At 30.1% G+C, this 16,533-nt stretch carries 12 protein-coding genes; 5 read left to right on the top strand and 7 right to left on the bottom strand.

Annotation, left to right across the window (positions count from 1 at the left end):
* Positions 1-408: 408 nt before the first annotated feature.
* Complete coding sequence (locus B3W71_RS18200) at positions 409-1,230, bottom strand: CsxC family protein (RefSeq protein ID WP_346890351.1); 822 nt, start codon at positions 1,228-1,230, stop codon at positions 409-411.
* Positions 1,231-1,536: 306 nt separating this feature from the next.
* A complete protein-coding gene (locus B3W71_RS18195) occupies positions 1,537-2,319 on the bottom strand; it encodes a CsxC family protein (RefSeq protein ID WP_346890350.1) in 783 nt (260 codons plus the stop codon).
* Between the two features lie 331 nt (positions 2,320-2,650).
* On the opposite strand from B3W71_RS18195, the gene B3W71_RS18190 reads away from it, so the two are divergent.
* Complete coding sequence (locus tag B3W71_RS18190) at positions 2,651-3,526, top strand: tRNA 2-thiocytidine biosynthesis TtcA family protein (RefSeq protein WP_346890349.1); 876 nt, start codon at positions 2,651-2,653, stop codon at positions 3,524-3,526.
* A 135-nt stretch (positions 3,527-3,661) separates the two neighbouring features.
* On the opposite strand, the gene B3W71_RS18185 is transcribed toward B3W71_RS18190, so the two are convergent.
* Both B3W71_RS18185 and B3W71_RS18180 read right to left on the bottom strand, forming a co-directional pair.
* The gene (locus B3W71_RS18185; RefSeq protein WP_346890348.1) at positions 3,662-5,644 is read right to left on the bottom strand and encodes a sodium-translocating pyrophosphatase; all 1,983 of its coding nucleotides are present in this window, start codon (positions 5,642-5,644) and stop codon (positions 3,662-3,664) included.
* A 524-nt stretch (positions 5,645-6,168) separates the two neighbouring features.
* Entirely contained in the window at positions 6,169-6,933 is a 765-nt protein-coding gene (locus B3W71_RS18180; RefSeq protein WP_346890347.1) for a SagB/ThcOx family dehydrogenase, read from the bottom strand.
* Between the two features lie 542 nt (positions 6,934-7,475).
* Between B3W71_RS18180 and B3W71_RS18175 the strand changes: the two genes are divergently transcribed.
* The 3 genes from B3W71_RS18175 to B3W71_RS18165 all read left to right on the top strand — a co-directional run bounded on the left by B3W71_RS18175 (position 7,476) and on the right by B3W71_RS18165 (position 11,021).
* Positions 7,476-8,186: an ABC transporter ATP-binding protein gene (locus B3W71_RS18175; protein WP_346890346.1), complete on the top strand. Its 711-nt coding sequence runs from the start codon at positions 7,476-7,478 to the stop codon at positions 8,184-8,186.
* Positions 8,179-9,768 carry a hypothetical protein gene (locus B3W71_RS18170; protein WP_346890345.1) on the top strand — a complete coding sequence of 530 codons (1,590 nt, stop codon included), beginning with the start codon at positions 8,179-8,181 and terminating at the stop codon, positions 9,766-9,768. The genes B3W71_RS18175 and B3W71_RS18170 overlap by 8 nt, the downstream gene beginning before the upstream one ends.
* Before the next feature lie 113 nt (positions 9,769-9,881).
* Positions 9,882-11,021, top strand: a complete 1,140-nt coding sequence (locus B3W71_RS18165) for an aminotransferase class V-fold PLP-dependent enzyme (RefSeq protein ID WP_346890344.1) — start codon at positions 9,882-9,884, stop codon at positions 11,019-11,021.
* Here the strand turns inward: B3W71_RS18165 and B3W71_RS18160 are convergent, their stop codons facing one another.
* The 3 genes from B3W71_RS18160 to B3W71_RS18150 all read right to left on the bottom strand — a co-directional run bounded on the left by B3W71_RS18160 (position 11,022) and on the right by B3W71_RS18150 (position 13,435).
* Entirely contained in the window at positions 11,022-11,783 is a 762-nt protein-coding gene (locus B3W71_RS18160) for an acyl-CoA dehydratase activase (protein WP_346890343.1), read from the bottom strand.
* A gap of 75 nt (positions 11,784-11,858) precedes the next feature.
* Positions 11,859-12,110 (bottom strand): DUF3343 domain-containing protein, encoded by a 252-nt coding sequence (locus tag B3W71_RS18155; protein WP_346890342.1) that lies wholly within the window; start codon positions 12,108-12,110, stop codon positions 11,859-11,861.
* Between the two features lie 50 nt (positions 12,111-12,160).
* Positions 12,161-13,435: a double-cubane-cluster-containing anaerobic reductase gene (locus tag B3W71_RS18150; RefSeq protein ID WP_346890341.1), complete on the bottom strand. Its 1,275-nt coding sequence runs from the start codon at positions 13,433-13,435 to the stop codon at positions 12,161-12,163.
* Between the two features lie 683 nt (positions 13,436-14,118).
* Between B3W71_RS18150 and helD the strand changes: the two genes are divergently transcribed.
* Positions 14,119-16,407, top strand: a complete 2,289-nt coding sequence (gene helD, locus B3W71_RS18145) for an RNA polymerase recycling motor HelD (protein ID WP_346890340.1) — start codon at positions 14,119-14,121, stop codon at positions 16,405-16,407.
* Positions 16,408-16,533 lie beyond the last annotated feature (126 nt).

The raw sequence follows: 16,533 nt of genomic DNA, 5'->3' as shown, positions 1-16,533 counted from the left end.
ACTATAAATACAGACGTAGTCTATGTCTTTAAGCTTGTTAGTAAGATCTTCATCATACTGAATAAAAAGACTGATATAATCTTCACTAAGATAAGCTTCTGTACAGGTATTGGCTTCTCTAGATGCATTTAAAGTATTCATTAATAAATTTACATCTCCAAAACTTATTTATCTATCTATATTATTCAACATGTCTTAAAGTAGTTACAAAATAAGCATTTCAAAAATATTTATATACTATAATAGTACAGTTTCACTTCAATAATTTTACAGTCAAATAACTAAACAGACTTTCTCAGATATTTTTAGATTATTTTGATCTAACTTAAAAACAGACCCAAAACCTCTCTTAGTAAGTTTTAGGTCTGCAATATATCATTTAATAAGATTAATTTTTCAATTCAATTCCTAGCAAGTTCCTTCTGCTGTAATTTCTACCTGTTGTTCTTGTAATACTTTTAGTGTTAAATTTACCACTGCTTTTTCTGTAATTTCAGTAAACGTTTGTTCTGTAGGAGTTGTGCAACTTGAAGTTGGATTTGTGTGAATATCAACTTCAGCAATATCTGCTCTTACTAATTCAGTAAAAGGTTTTTCATTAAAGAATTCTGTAAAGAAAAGACTTTGATCACAAGGATTACGTCCAATCACTGGATCTGCACAAACATCGCAACCTTGAAGTTTATCTGTAAAGAATTCTAATTCACTTGGAGTGGTATTTTCAACAAAAATCGGTGGTCTAAGGAAATCAATTCTTGTTGTGAAATGGAAAGGTACTTCAACTGTACACTGTCTTATATCTCCACAAACATTTGGAGTTTCAGCTGTCCTACAAGTTTCAGTTGCATACTCAATATTCTTTCTTATAAAACCTGCTATAAATAGTATTCCAGTGCCAAATCCATCTTCTTGAGAAAATGGAATAAGACGGGATTGAGTTAAAAATACATTCTTTCTAATTCGTTTAATTTCTATAGCTGGTTGGTCTAATGTAATAATAGCTTCAACAGGAATGGTTATATTTGTTTCTGCTAATACAACAGGAACCTTAACAACTGCAGGTCCAGGTGCAATAACAATAGGAGTTACAGGAATTTGTTCAGTTAGTGATTGTGCTTGAGTAGTTACAGTTGCACAAGGATTTGTTACACATGTATTATTATTTGTATTTATTTTATTATCATTTGTATTTATTTTATTATTATTTGTATTTATTTTATTATCATTCATAATAACATTTACCCCACTTTTTAAAATATAGTTATTGAAACCTTATACTACATAATATACGAATTTTTACTTTTTGTTCATACATGAATAAAAAAATTTCTTTTATCTAATAAATGGGGTTACAATTATCAAATTATATCTATTTACATTATAAGGCAAAAACTTCTTGACAACACTAATATTAAGTATTGTCAAGGACATGTTGATAGAGATAACTTTTCTCTTAAAAACAGACCCAAAGCCTGTCTTAGTAAGCTTTAGGTCTGCAATATATCATTTAATAAGATTAATTTTTCAATTCAATTCCTAGCAAGTTGATCTTATTGCCATAACTTCTACTTGTTGGTTTTGTAATACTTTTAGTGTTAAATTTACTACTGCTTTTTCTGTAATTTCAGTAAACCTTTGTTCTGTAGGAGTTGTGCAACTGAAAAATGGATTTGTGTGAATATCAACTTCAGCAATATCTGCTCTTACTAATTCAGTAAAAGGTTTTTCATTAAAGAATTCTCTAAAGAAAAGACTCTGATCACAAGGATTACGTCCAATAACTTTATCTGCACAAGCATCGCAACTTTGAAGTTTATCTGTAAAGAATTCTAATTCACTTGGAGTGGTATTTTCAACAAAAATCGGTTCTCTCATGAAATGAATTCTTGTTGTGAAATGGAAAGGCACTTCAACTGTACACTGTCTTATATCTCCACAAAAATTTGGAGTTCCAGCTGTCATACAAGTTTCAGTTGCAAACTCAATATTCTTTCTTATAAAACCTGCTATAAATAGTATTCCAGTACCTGGTCTATCATCTTGAGAAAATGGAATAATACGGGATTGAGTTAAAAATACATTCTTTCTAATTCGTTTAATTTCCATAGCTGGTTCGTCTAATGTGATAACAGCTTCAACAGGAATGGTTACATTTACTTCTGCTAATACAACTGGAACCTTAACAACTACAGGTCCAGGTGCAACAACAACAGGAGTTACAGGAATTTGTTCAGTTAGTGATTGTGGTACACTAGCAACAGCTGCACAAGGAGCTGCTGGACATCTATTATTGTTTATATTCATTTTATTATCATTCATATTAACATTTACCCCACTTTTTAAAATATAGTTAGTGAAACCTTATACTATATATATATACGAATTTCTAATTTTTGTTCATACATAAATAAAAGAATTTCTTTTATCTAAAAAAAGTAAATCATATCTATTTTACTTTAGTGTAGCAATGGAAATTTAACTTAATTGCAGTAAGGCATCTTTGACTTATTATTCATTTTCAGATGCCTAACAAGACAAAAATATATAAAGGTGTTATAATATCAAGGTAAGTTTGTAGATATAATTCTATAAGCTTTATATGATTGGAAATATAAAAATATAGATATTATAAATTTACGAGGTGAGAGAAATGAGTGGTATAGCAGGAGAAGGTTGTGAAATACTGGTTCCTTTTAATGAGAGAAAGCCTTTAGAAGAAATAGAGAGAAGTTTAATAAAAAAATATAGAAAATCAGTATGGTCTAAGTTTATAAAGGCTGTTAGAGAATATAACTTAGTAGAAGAAGGAGATAGGATAGCTGTTGGGATATCTGGAGGTAAGGATAGTATAATAATGGCTAAGTTGTTTCAAGAGTTAAAGCGTCATGGGCAAGTAAATTTTGAATTAGAGTTTATTGCCATGGATCCAGGATATCATCCACAGATTAAGGAGCTTTTACTAGACAACTGTAATTATTTAAATATACCAATACATACATTTGATTCTAAAATATTTGATATTATAGATGAGATAGCTAAGGATTATCCGTGTTATATGTGTGCTAGAATGAGAAGAGGTGCCCTATACTCTGAAGCTGAAAGACTTGGCTGTAATAAGCTTGCTCTAGGCCATCATTTTAATGATGTTATTGAAACTACTATGTTAAATGTGCTTTATGGAGGAACGTTCAAGACTATGCTTCCAAAGCTTAAGGCAACTAACTTTAAAGGATTAGAGCTTATACGTCCTCTTTATTATGTTGAGGAAAGCTATATAGAAAACTTTATACAAAGTAGTGGCATATGGCCTCTTAACTGTGCATGTATGGTAGCTGCAAAGAAGATTGGTAATAAGAGACATGAAATAAAAGATATGATTAAAGAGATGAAAAAGACCTTTAAGGATGTAGATAAATCTATATTTAAGGCTGCTGAAAATGTAAATATGGATGCTATTTTAGGATGGCAGAAAGATGGGCAAAAACATTCTTTCTTAGAAGAGTACGATGGAGAGCTTTTAGATTAAAAGCTTAATAGTTTAGTTAAGTTAACCCAAAAATATAATAGTAGATTTTAATTAAATATTATAATAAGAAACCTCTTAATTTAGAGTTATAACTCTAAATTAAGAGGTTTAATACTTTATTTTATAACTAAGCTTCTATAGAAGTCCACCTATTGAAACAAATAATGAAGCGAAAACTAAAGAAACAATTGTCATTAGCTTTATTAATATATTGATTGATGGACCAGATGTATCTTTGAATGGATCTCCAACAGTATCTCCAACAACAGCAGCTTTATGAGCATCGCTACCTTTACCACCGTGAGTACCTTCCTCAATATATTTTTTAGCATTATCCCATGCACCACCAGAGTTAGACATGAAAATAGCAAGCATAACTCCTGAAACAAGAGATCCTACTAAAAGTCCACCTAAAGCTTCAGTACCAAGTAAGATACCAATTACTAATGGCGCAGCTACAGCCATTATTCCAGGAATAAGCATTTCTTTTAATGCTGCAGCTGTTGAAATTTCAACACATCTTTTATAGTCAGGTTTTCCTGTACCTTCTAAAATACCAGGAATGGTTTTAAATTGATTACGAACTTCAACAATCATTTTGTTAGCTGTTTTACCAACTGATTCCATTGTAAATGCTGAGAATAAGAATGGAAGCATACCTCCAATTAATAATCCAACAATTACTTTAGGATTTAAACAATCAATAGTAGTTAAACCAACAGCTTGAGAGTAAGAAGCAAATAATGCTAATGCAGTAAGTGCTGCAGAACCAATAGCAAATCCTTTACCCATAGCAGCAGTAGTGTTACCCACAGAGTCTAATTTATCAGTAATCTTACGAACTGATGAATCAAGTCCAGACATTTCTGCAATACCACCAGCGTTATCAGCAATCGGACCATAAGCATCAACTGCAACTGTAATACCTGTAGTTGATAACATTCCAACGGCTGCAAGAGCAATACCGTATAGTCCAGAGAAATAATAAGCAACTAATATAGCAATAGCAATTAATACTATAGGTAGAGCTGTAGATTCCATTCCAACAGCAAGCCCAGATATAATTGTAGTTGCAGAACCAGTTTCAGATTGATCAGCAATCTTCTTTACTGATCTAAAATCACTTGAAGTGTATACTTCTGTTAATTTACCAATTAATAAACCAACTATAATTCCTGAAATTATGGCGAAGAATGGTAAGAAATCTCCGAAGAATCTTTTACTAAGTACTGCAGAAGCTATAACAACTAATATACTAGCTAAGTAAGTTCCACTATTTAAAGCTTTGTGTGGATTTTGACTTTTACTATTATTTACAAGCACAATTCCTATTATAGAACAGAAAATTCCTGCTGCAGATATTACAAGTGGGAAAATAGCTCCCTCTAATCCGAAAGCAACTACGCCTAGTGTAATAGCAGATATGATAGAACCAACATATGATTCAAATAAGTCTGCACCCATACCAGCAACGTCACCAACGTTATCACCAACGTTATCAGCAATTACTGCTGGGTTACGAGGATCATCTTCAGGTATACCAGCCTCTACCTTACCAACAAGGTCAGCTCCAACGTCAGCAGCTTTAGTGTATATTCCACCACCAACACGTCCAAAAAGAGCTAGAGTAGAAGCTCCTAAACTAAATCCAGTAAGTACTTCTACATTACTTGTAAAAAAGTAAACTACACTTACTCCTAGAAGGCCAAGACCTACAACACATAGTCCCATAACAGCTCCACCAGAGAATGCAATTGATAGTGCTTTACTCATACCAGATGTTCTAGCACCTTCAGCAGTTCTTACGTTAGCTTTAGTTGCTGTATGCATACCAACATAACCTGCTAGAGTTGAGAATAACGCTCCAACTAAGAAGCAAACTGCTGTAACCCAGCTGCCTATTCCTACACCTATTAATACGAAAATAATAGCACAGAAAATGATTAATACTTTGTACTCTGCCTTTAAGAAAGCAGTAGCACCTTCACTGATAGCTGAAGCGATTTCTTTCATTTTATCTGTACCTTCACTACTTTTATTAATTTTTAATAGTAGTAAAAAGGCAGAGATTAAAGCAAGCAATCCAGCAGCTATACAAACATAGATAAGACTGTTCATAATAAAATCCCCCTAAACTGTTTTATTAAATTAACAAAGCAACTGAAGTAATATCTAAAATTAATTAAAACTTCAATTGAGTTATTTTTAGCAAAAATTTTGTGAAAAATACACAGATTAATAAAGTTAGTAGCTTTTATGAAAATATAAAATTAAAATGAATCTAATATGATAAGTTTTAATTTGTGATACAAGAGCTACGAATAATAAGTTTTTTAATACGTCTTAAAAAGCTTATTAGTACTAATATTAGTACTAATAAATGTTATCATTATAATAATTTTATGTCAAATATAAGTTAAGTTTTATTTAAATATCTATGAATAAATCAAAAAAATATATAAATTTGGTTTAATTTACTAAAATGTGATGTTCTTTATATGTAGAAAGAAAGGATTACTGGTATACTATAAATGGTAATGGTGATTACTAATTACAATTGATCAATAAAAAGGATATCTCAATTAAAACTTAAGACATCCTTCAAATGCTGATAAATTTAGTTTACTATTTTCAATTATAGATTATTTATATAATTTACCTACTGGAGCCATATATATTACAAATTCATTTTTACCATCTAGATCTAAAAACTTATCAATAAGCTTTTGATCATAGGCTCCAACAGCACAGGTACCACATCCTATGGACTCACAAGCAAGATAAAGATTTTGGCACACATGACCTGCATCAAGAAGCATTACCTTATGGGCAGCATCTATATATCTCCATTCACCTCTATATGGTGTACAACTCCATATAAAAGTTACTGCACTGTCACCCACAAAAGTTTGTCCACAGGCTATATGAGAAATTTGAGTTGATAAGTTAGGGTCCTCTAATATAAGAAGTAACTTGTGGGTTAAAGGAAGATATCTATATAACCCTTTTTTTAGACCATCTACGTGATTTATTATTAAGTATGTCTCGAAGGGATGACGTGCACCGCCTGAAGGTACTGTTCTTAGGGTTGCATAGTTATTAGCTGTAACTTTCTTTACTCCTTGAGTAGTCCAAAGAAGAAATGAGAGTTCATCTAAACTTAAGTCATCATCAGTAAATTTTCTATGACTTCCCCTTTGATTTATAATATCTAAGATATTAGATTTAATGAGAACTTTATCTGTTACTTCAGGTAAGTCTATAGTTTTATCATTTTTATTATAAGGCTTTTCCAATGGTGGTTGAGGTAGTTTCTTTTCTTGATCAGATAATTCATAATCATCATCATAATCTTCTGCTGAAAAAATAGACTTCATAAAATTTCGAAATTTCTCTAAATTCTCCATTTAATACAACTCCTTAAGCAAATAATGTGTCAACAAATAAACTTCTTTGAGATTTATTTGTTATTATAAAAGCTTTTATAAAATTATGATATAGAAGTAAGCTTTATCATATTATTTCACATTAAGTAATATTTTGGAATAGATAATTTGGAAATTATCTATTTAAATGTGAAATATATAACAATTCATACTTAAAATACATAAATTATAGTATTAAATTTACATTAAAGGTACTAGATATTTATTAAATAAGTTTATGGTATAATATAGATTATTTAATATAATATATATTTTTTAAAAATGTTAGGAAAGCTGTAAGATTCCTAGTGAATATATAAAATTTTAAATATTTAACTATTTTAAATTTTATAAAGGGAACTATTTAAATAGTTACACCTTTCATAGGGAGCTGGAAGTATTTATCTTTCTAAATAGCACATTAAATATATTAAAATGTGTGCATGAATAGTTATATTATTGGTGCTTTTTAACTAGGATAACAAGTTATATTAAATATAGTAGAGGATAATAGGGGGAGAAAAGTGGAATTAATATTAAAAGATATACAGAAGAGTTTTGAAAATAAGAAGGTTTTAAAAGGTGCATCTTTTACATTTGAAAAGGGAAAGATATATGGACTTTTAGGAAGAAATGGTGCAGGTAAAACTACTTTGTTTAACTGTATAAGTGGAGAAATAGAAAATGAAGGTGGACAAGTTACTCTACAGAATAGTACAAGTGACGAGAGTAGGTTAGATTATTCTAATATAGGATATGTTTTTGCAGATCCAGTGCTACCAGAGTTTTTAACTGGCTATGAATTTATTAAGTTTTATATTGATATAAACAAGGATAAAATTAAAGATTTAAAAACAATAGAAGAATATTTAGATATTATTAAAATATCTGAAGAAGATAGCCATAGATTAATAAAAGGTTATTCTCATGGAATGAAAAATAAGATTCAAATGTTATGTTTTTTAATAACAAGACCACCAGTAATTTTGTTAGATGAACCACTAAGCTCTTTTGATGTAATTGTAGCCTTAGAGATTAAGAATTTATTAAAGAAAATAAAAAGTGACCATATAATTATATTTTCAACTCATATATTACAGCTTGCTACGGATTTGTGTGATGAAATTGTAGTATTGAATAATGGTATATTAGAGCAAGTTCCAAATGATATATTAAAAAGTGAAGAATTTGAAGAACGTATTATGGAAATCTTGAGGGAGGAAAGCAATGATTAGAACTTTTACTAGTACATATAAATTTGCTTTTGCCAAAAGAGCAAATACATTTATATACTTCGTTAAGAAGATTCCTATATTAGGAAAGAAGATCCCGGAAAATCTTTATGGAAAAACAAATATTAAAATGATTCTTGGAATCATATTTGAAATATTGTCTTTTTTATTTGGATTTATTAGGAAAGCTATCTATATAGGGGTGATGGTGCTAATTCCAGCCATGTACTTTTCAAAAGATATTGGCAACACAAAGGATATTGCAGTTCAGATATTCTTTTTCTTAAGTTTTATACTTGGACCTCTTGAAGATACTGTTGTACTTTCTGATGTATTAAAATCCTTTAATATGATTAGGTTAATGAGAGTTGATTCTAGAAAATATTTTATTGGACAAATAGTATATAAGAGAATACTAGATTTTATATATTTTATTCCCATAATGGTTATAGTATTTTCACCTTTAAAAGGAATGATTTTATCCATAGAATTCATTGCAATTAGATTTATAGGAGAATTAGTACACTTATTTATATATGATAAGCTTAAAGTATTACTTCCTTCTAAGGCTATGTATAATGTAATAATTATAGTTTTAGGTATGGTATTAGCATATCTGCTTCCATTCTTGAAGATTAATATAAGTATTGGTAACTGGCTATATGATTATAGAGTTCTAGCATTATTGATAATTTTATCAGGAATATCACTTAAATATATATTTAAATATAAAAAGTTTAAAGAGATTGATAAAATTATATGTACTAAGGCTATGGCCTTTAATGGCCAAAATATAATGGCCGAAGCTACCTTTGCAGATGTAAAAATAGATGAAAAAAAGATGAAAAGTGAAGAGTTAAACTCTAATATATATGAGAGTAAAAAAGGATATGAATATTTAAATGCTATATTTTTTAGGAGACATAGAAAGTTGCTATCTAGAGCTACAAGAAATATAGTTATAGCAATTATGATTATATCTTTAGCTATCATTGGTTTTGTATTATGGAAGCCAGAGGTTAGAGAAGATGTTATAAAGGTTTTATATAAAACAGCGCCACTATGGATATTCATAATGTACTCTATATGTACTAGTCAAAAGATTTGTAAGGCAATGTTCTATAATTGTGATGTAAGTTTACTAAGGTATGGATATTATAGGGAAGGTAATGTTATAATTGCTAATTTTAGAGCAAGACTTAAGAGGATAATTATTTTTAATGTTATACCTGCATTAGCAATTTGTATGGGCATAATTGGTATTATATTATCTGTAGGTAGGTTTTCTATGATGCTTGAAATGATACCTATGTTTTTAAGCATTATATGCTTATCATGCTTCTTTTCAATACATCACTTGGTATTATATTATGTAATTCAGCCCTATACTGCGGCGTTAAAAGTTAAAAGTCCGTTATTTAGTATTATAAATTCACTTACGTATATAGGTTGTTATATGTGTTTAAACCTTGATATTACTTCATATTTATTTAGTGTAGGAGTTATTATTTTTACTGTAATTTATATGATTATTGCTTTAATAGTAGTTTATAAGGTTGCACCTAAAACCTTTAAGCTTAGATAGATAACAAATAGAATACTAATTAATTAGGTGATTCGTTGACTATGAAGTGAAAAGTAAATACAATTGAGGTGGTATATAATATATATTCATATAAATAGGAGATGTTTTTAACTATGATATATTTTGATAATGGAAGCACTTCATTCCCTAAGGCTCCTAATGTTGGTGAAGCTATGGCAGAAATGATAGAAAAGGGTGCCTTTAACATTAATCGTGGAGGATATGAGGGGGCTTATGACTTAGAAGGTATAGTTTATGATACTAGAGAACTAATTTGTGAACTATTTAAATTTCCTAAGTCTAGTAATGTTATTTTTACTCCAAGTATTACCTACTCATTAAATTTTTTTATAAAAGGATACCTTAAGCCAGGAGATCATGTCATTGTAAGTAGTATGGAACATAATGCAGTTATGAGGCCATTAGTTCAGATGGAAAAGGCAGGGGTTGAGTTCGATATTGCAGAAGGTGATAGAGAAGGTAATATTACAGTAGAGGATTTTGAATCATTAATAAAAGAAACAACAAAGGCTATTATTACAATACATGGATCCAATGTATGCGGTACTATTATCCCAATAGAAAAAATTGGACAACTATGTAGAAGAAATAATATTGTATTTGTAGTAGATGCAGCTCAGACTGCAGGAGTTTTGGATATAGATATGGAAGAATATAATATTGATTTTTTAGCATTTACAGGACATAAGAGTCTGTTAGGGCCTCAAGGTATAGGCGGATTTATTGTAAGAGATGAGATAGCTAGTAAGATTTCACCTACCATTGTTGGAGGGACAGGCAGTATATCAGATTCTGAAGAACCTCCAACATTCTTACCAGATAGATTTGAGAGTGGTACATTAAATTTACCGGGTATTATTGGATTGTATACCGCCCTAAAATATATTAAATCTGTAGGGAAGGATAAAATTAGAGAGAAAGAACTTAAGTTAACAGAATATTTCATTGAAGAAGTTCAGAAATTAAATAACGTAGAAATTATAGGAAAAAAGACCATGGAAAATCGATTAGGAATCGTATCCATAGATTTTAAATCTATGGATAATGCCCAAGTGGCCTTTTTACTAGATAATATTTATGGTATTTCAACTAGAGTTGGATTACATTGTGCACCTCGTGCACACAAGACCCTTGGTACTTATCCTCAAGGTACAGTTAGGTTTTCATTTAGTCATAGCAATACTAAAGAGGAAATTGATACGTGTATCAATGCATTGAGAAACATAGTATAGCTAAGCAAATTTATCCTGTGCAATTAATGCAGCTCCTAGAGCTCCAGCATATCGACCTCCTGGAGTTGCAATTACAGGTTTCTTTAACTTAGTTCTAAGTAAATGATTAAAATATTCATTTCCACTTAAGCCGCCTGTAAGAAGCAGGGCTTCTGATAGACCATGACGATTACAAAGCAAGGATACCTTAGTAGCTACAGAATCAATAACTCCTGCAGCAATATCAGACCTATCCCTACCTTCACCTATATAATTTATAATTTCAGATTCGGCAAAGACTGTACAAATAGAGCTAATAGGAAGAGCATTTCCTTCAGTAGCTAATTTAAATAATTCTTCAATGGTTACTCCTAATCTATTTGCCATAACTTCAATAAATTTACCAGTACCAGCTGAACATTTATCATTCATAAGAAAATCTACCACAATACCCTTTTGTAGGGTGATTATTTTCGTATCTTGTCCACCGATATCGACAATAGTACAGTCCTTTTGAGCTAATTCTTTTCCACCTCGGCCATGACAAGTTATCTCGGTAATAATTTTATCAGCATAGTCTACTGAAATACGTCCATAGCCAGTAGCAATAACCTTTACTTCATTAGAAGACACATCTATATTTTCTTTAAGGAGTTTTTCTTTAATAAGTTGGGAAGTCTCCTTACTGTTCCATCCTGTAGGAAGTACAAATTCCAAGTGAGTATCTCCAAGTACAACAACCTTAGAGGCTGTAGAACCAATATCAATTCCTATAAAATACATATTAAATTACCGCCTTTTATATAAATTAAAAAAAGGAGTAAGAAATATTCCTTGCAAATTATTTCTTACCCCTATTTAGTAAAATTTATCCCTTAAGGGATTTGATATTTTAGTAAGAGCTACAATATCAATGATATCAATATTTTCTGTTTTTACACATTCATTGACTACATTAATAGCTTCCTTTGGTATTAACAGTGAAATACCACAACAGGAACTTGCCCTTCTAGGTGTAGGTACAATAGTAGCCTTAATTTGTGCCTTTTTTAAGCTACGGTATAAATGTAATCCATTATTATGGTTTGGAAATAGTACATAATACTCCATAACTTTTGTCTCTTCGTGTTGGGGTTTATTTGATGAATTGCAAGTCATAATTAACTATTAAGAATTTCAACAAAAGCACCAATTCTAGTACGTAATTGCTGAGAATCTTGGTCATTATAATCAGTTTCAATTCCAAGTACAGGAATACCTGCTTCTTTTAGTGTCTTTTCTACTGTATATCCTTCAATATCATATAGGCTACAGAATTTTAAGTTAATATCAATTACACCATCTGCTTTATATTCTTCTACTAAACGTTTAATATCATCGATTCTTCCATGGTTTGGTGTAAAGCATGCACAATTAATGCTCATATAACGTTCAGCTAGTGCTACTATCATATCATCAATAGTTGTTTTTGTTTCATCTACTAAGTTTTCAAAATATCTAGTACCTGTACATGTTTCTTCAGCAACTACAGCAGCACCACTTGTTTCTACAATGTGATGTAATTTCCAGTTTGGAACTGCCATTGGTGTACCTGTAAATAAAATTCTCTTTGTGCCTTCTTTAAATATTCCAATTCCTTGTTTTACACGTTCATCTAGTTCATCACAAAGCTTGTTTACCATCTGTGTAAAACGAATTGGATCATCATAAAATGCAATTTGAGAAATTAGTAATACGTCCTTACCACTAATTGGTGGATTAGGTTGCTTTCTTAATTCATATAGTCTAGCTAGAGCACGTCTCTTATCATTAATCAATTTAATACTTGCAGAAAGAGATTCAGCTGTTATCTTGTTACCAGTAAATTCTTCAATTTTAGACATAAGTGTTTTGATTTCTTCAGCCCAAGCGTCCACATCTTTTCTGCGTTTCATTTGTGGTAAGTCCATAACATGCATAGGCACATCTTCAGATAGGATTTCCCAAGCCTTTTTCTTTCCATCGCAAGTGGTTTCACCAATATACATATCAGCAATTCTAAAGAATGGACAAGTTCTATCTAAACGAGCACCAACAGAAGCTTTTATTAGTGGGCAAGTACCTGATGGTAATACCTTTTCTCCACCTGGAACCCAAAACTGAGAACCACCACAAAGGCCAGTAGCAATAGCACCTGCTGCAAATATTATTTCATCAGGAACATAAACGCAAAAAGTACCAAATACTTTACCACCTTTTTTTTGATGTTCAATAAGTTCAGCTGGTCTTACTCCATGAATTTCTGCAATTACAAAGTTAAAGTAATCCATTGCCTCTGGACGATTTTCTTGAGTTAAATATACATCTTCAAACATAGATGGTAATACCTCGCATAGTTGGTCATGAGTTTCTAAATCCATGTTTAAGCTTTCCCACATTTTATGATAGTCTGCCATTATAAATCCCCCTTTTATACTTTGATGTCATATTAATTTATAACATTTTGATTAAATTTAACTTTACATATAAAATATGATTAAACTATCATTTTCAATCTATAACATATTATAACATTGAAAAATAGACACATACAATGAGCATACATAAGGTTGCTATTGTGTTTTATGATATATAAAGTCGAAGCTATAGAAATAATAAATACAGAGTAAATAAAAGGAAAAAGGTGCTGTGAATTTAGACTAAAGCTCCATAGGATTAAGGGTTGTTAATATAAATTTGAAAAATTAACAAAAAATTCTCTATAATTTTCTATAATTATGATGTATAATATGTAGACAACTCATAAATAGAATAATATTTTATTTAGATAGTGTCTGGTCATAACAATAATATTTTTATTTATATAAGTAAGAGATAATGGTGGCAGGACTCTAGAGATGTTCGTAGAAAATTATACAATTAGTACAAAAATAAAATTACATTATAAGAAAAGAGGAAGAGTCCAAAGGATTTTTCCTCTATATTTTTTCATAGAATAGGTATGTTTTATTAAATTTAATTAGGCTTCATATTACTTTAAATTTACCTTCCATTAATAGGTGATAGATAATATTGAGGTCTACTTGGTTTTGCTATTAAAAGATATCTACAAAATATAAGAAGTGAGAGGTGATAAGCAATGACAATTAATAGAGACGAGACTTTAAAGGAAGAAATGAAATTTAATATTACTAAGGAATGGATAGGAGAACAGCTTTTAAAGACAGAAAAAAAATGTGAAGAGTATGGAGCTAAAGTATCAGCACTTAAAAAATCAGCAGGTGGTAGCTTTAGTACAGAACTGATTTTAGCTCAAAATATTCAAGATTTCGCTAATAAGGATTTGCACAAATATAATGAAAGTAAGGACAATCCATACTTTGCAAGAATTGATTTTAAGGAAAAAATAAGAGATGTAGAAAGCTTTTATATTGGTAAGTTTGGACTCATAGATGAGGTTAAGAATGAGGAGGTTGTCATTGATTGGAGAGCACCTCTTGCTAATTTATATTATAGTGGAACCTTTGGCCAAGCAACATATACTGCTCCTATGGGAGAAATTCAAGGAGAGCTATTGTTAAAAAGGAAGTTCCAAGTTAAGGATGGAAAAATAGTTAATATTTTTGATGAGGGTGTAAATGAATTAATAATTCCAACATCAGAGGATGGTGAAGAGTTAGTAGATGAATTCTTGAAGATAAATCTTGAAGAAAATATGAGTAAGAAGCTAAAGGATGTAGTAAATACTATTCAAAGAGAGCAGAATGAAATTATTAGGGCATATAAAAATAAACCTATAATTATTCAAGGTTCTGCGGGTTCTGGAAAAACTACAGTAGCATTACATAGATTAGCTTATCTAGTATATACCTATGGAGATGAAATGAACAATAGAAATATATTAGTTGTAGCACCAAACCAGTTGTTTTTAGATTATATATCAGATATTTTACCAAACTTAGGAGTTAGTAATGTAAAGCAATCAACCTTTGAGGAACTTTGTAGTACAATCTTAAATACAAAATATGAAATAATTACTAAGGATAAAAAGCTTGCACATATAATGGAGTGCAGGGATGAGGAAGAGATTAAATACATTACTACATCAAGCAAAATAAAGGGAACTATGACTTATAAAACTATTATGGACAGATTTATAAGATACTTAGAAAAAAAGAACTCTGAAGTAGAAGACATATTAGTTGATGAATATGTCTTATTCACATCAAAGGAGATAAAGAGGCTTTATATAAAAGATTTAGGAAACTTGCCTATTAACAAAAGAAAAGATGAAATAAATAAATATTTTAAAAGTAAATTAAAAACTAGAATAGAAGAAATTAAAGACAAGATAGAGGATGAATACTTTTTTAAAATTAAAGATATAAAAGATAGAAAAGATATATCAGAGGAAGAAAAAAGAAAAGAGATAATTAAAACTTATGATGAAAGAGATGAACTTATAGGAGGATTAAAAACTAAAGGAAGTAAGTCATTAAAAGATTTCTTTGGTCAGTGGAAGAAGATAAGTATACTAGAGAGTTATATAAATTTATATAATGATGAAGATGCATTTTCATCTGTAACAGATAATTGCATACCTAGGAAATTAGCTGATTATATGAAAGATGAAATAAATAATAATCTAGCTAATAAGAAGATAGATTGTGATGATTTAACAGCTTTAACTTATCTACAGTTAAAACTAGATGGAGTTGGAGAAGAAAATTATATTCATACTGTAATTGATGAAGCTCAAGATTATAGCTTTATGCAGTTTAATGTATTAAAAGAAATATCAAAGAATAATTCTATGACCATAGTAGGAGATTTAGGTCAAGGAATCTATAACTATAAAGGGATCAATTCATGGGAAGGGTTAATCCAAAAGGTATTTAATGATGATGCAACTTATATAACTCTATCTCAAAGCTATAGATCCACAGTAGAAATAATAGAATTTGCCAATAGAGTCCTAGAAAAGCAAGAACTTAATATAAAGCCAGCCCTTCCTATATTAAGGCATGGAGATAAGCCAAAAATCATTCATGCTAAGGAAGAGGAAGAAGTAAATATAATTGATTCCTTATTAGAAGATATATATAGTAAGAATAAAAAAACTGTAGCAATAATTTGCAAGACATATAAAGAATGCAAGGAGATGCATAAAAAACTTAAGAAGCAATCTAGATATCAATGGGATTTAATTGAAGAAAATCAAAGTAAATTAGATATAAATAATTTGATTATACCTAGTTATATGACTAAGGGGTTAGAGTTTGATGCAACTATTGTCTATAACTGCGATAATGATATATACAGGGATGATATTTTAGATAAAAAATTACTTTATGTAGCTTTAACTAGAGCATTACATCTTCAATATGTAATGTACAGTAAGTCTATATCGAATTTGACTAATAAGTAAAATACAACACTATATTGAGTTTACTTTTAAGGCATCTGAAAATAAATAATAAGTCAAAGATGGGAAGTATATTTCGAGTTAGACAAGGAAACAGGTTCCTTAGATAGTAGCACTATCTAAGGGTTC

This window comes from Clostridium sp. UBA1056 (assembly GCA_002316385.1).
Classification (GTDB): domain Bacteria; phylum Bacillota; class Clostridia; order Clostridiales; family Clostridiaceae; genus Clostridium_J.
This window is presented reverse-complemented; position numbering and strand designations above follow the sequence as displayed.

Bases quoted from the DNA above. Each gene is read 5' to 3' on its own strand.
- B3W71_RS18180 (WP_346890347.1), bottom strand. From the start codon at position 6,933: ATGGAGAATTTAGAGAAATTTCGAAATTTTATGAAGTCTATTTTTTCA.
- B3W71_RS18155 (WP_346890342.1), bottom strand. From the start codon at position 12,110: ATGGAGTATTATGTACTATTTCCAAACCATAATAATGGATTACATTTA.
- B3W71_RS18185 (WP_346890348.1), bottom strand. From the start codon at position 5,644: ATGAACAGTCTTATCTATGTTTGTATAGCTGCTGGATTGCTTGCTTTA.
- B3W71_RS18195 (WP_346890350.1), bottom strand. From the start codon at position 2,319: ATGAATGATAATAAAATGAATATAAACAATAATAGATGTCCAGCAGCT.
- helD (WP_346890340.1), top strand. From the start codon at position 14,119: ATGACAATTAATAGAGACGAGACTTTAAAGGAAGAAATGAAATTTAAT.
- B3W71_RS18190 (WP_346890349.1), top strand. From the start codon at position 2,651: ATGAGTGGTATAGCAGGAGAAGGTTGTGAAATACTGGTTCCTTTTAAT.
- B3W71_RS18200 (WP_346890351.1), bottom strand. From the start codon at position 1,230: ATGAATGATAATAAAATAAATACAAATAATAATAAAATAAATACAAAT.
- B3W71_RS18170 (WP_346890345.1), top strand. From the start codon at position 8,179: ATGATTAGAACTTTTACTAGTACATATAAATTTGCTTTTGCCAAAAGA.
- B3W71_RS18150 (WP_346890341.1), bottom strand. From the start codon at position 13,435: ATGGCAGACTATCATAAAATGTGGGAAAGCTTAAACATGGATTTAGAA.
- B3W71_RS18160 (WP_346890343.1), bottom strand. From the start codon at position 11,783: ATGTATTTTATAGGAATTGATATTGGTTCTACAGCCTCTAAGGTTGTT.
- B3W71_RS18165 (WP_346890344.1), top strand. From the start codon at position 9,882: ATGATATATTTTGATAATGGAAGCACTTCATTCCCTAAGGCTCCTAAT.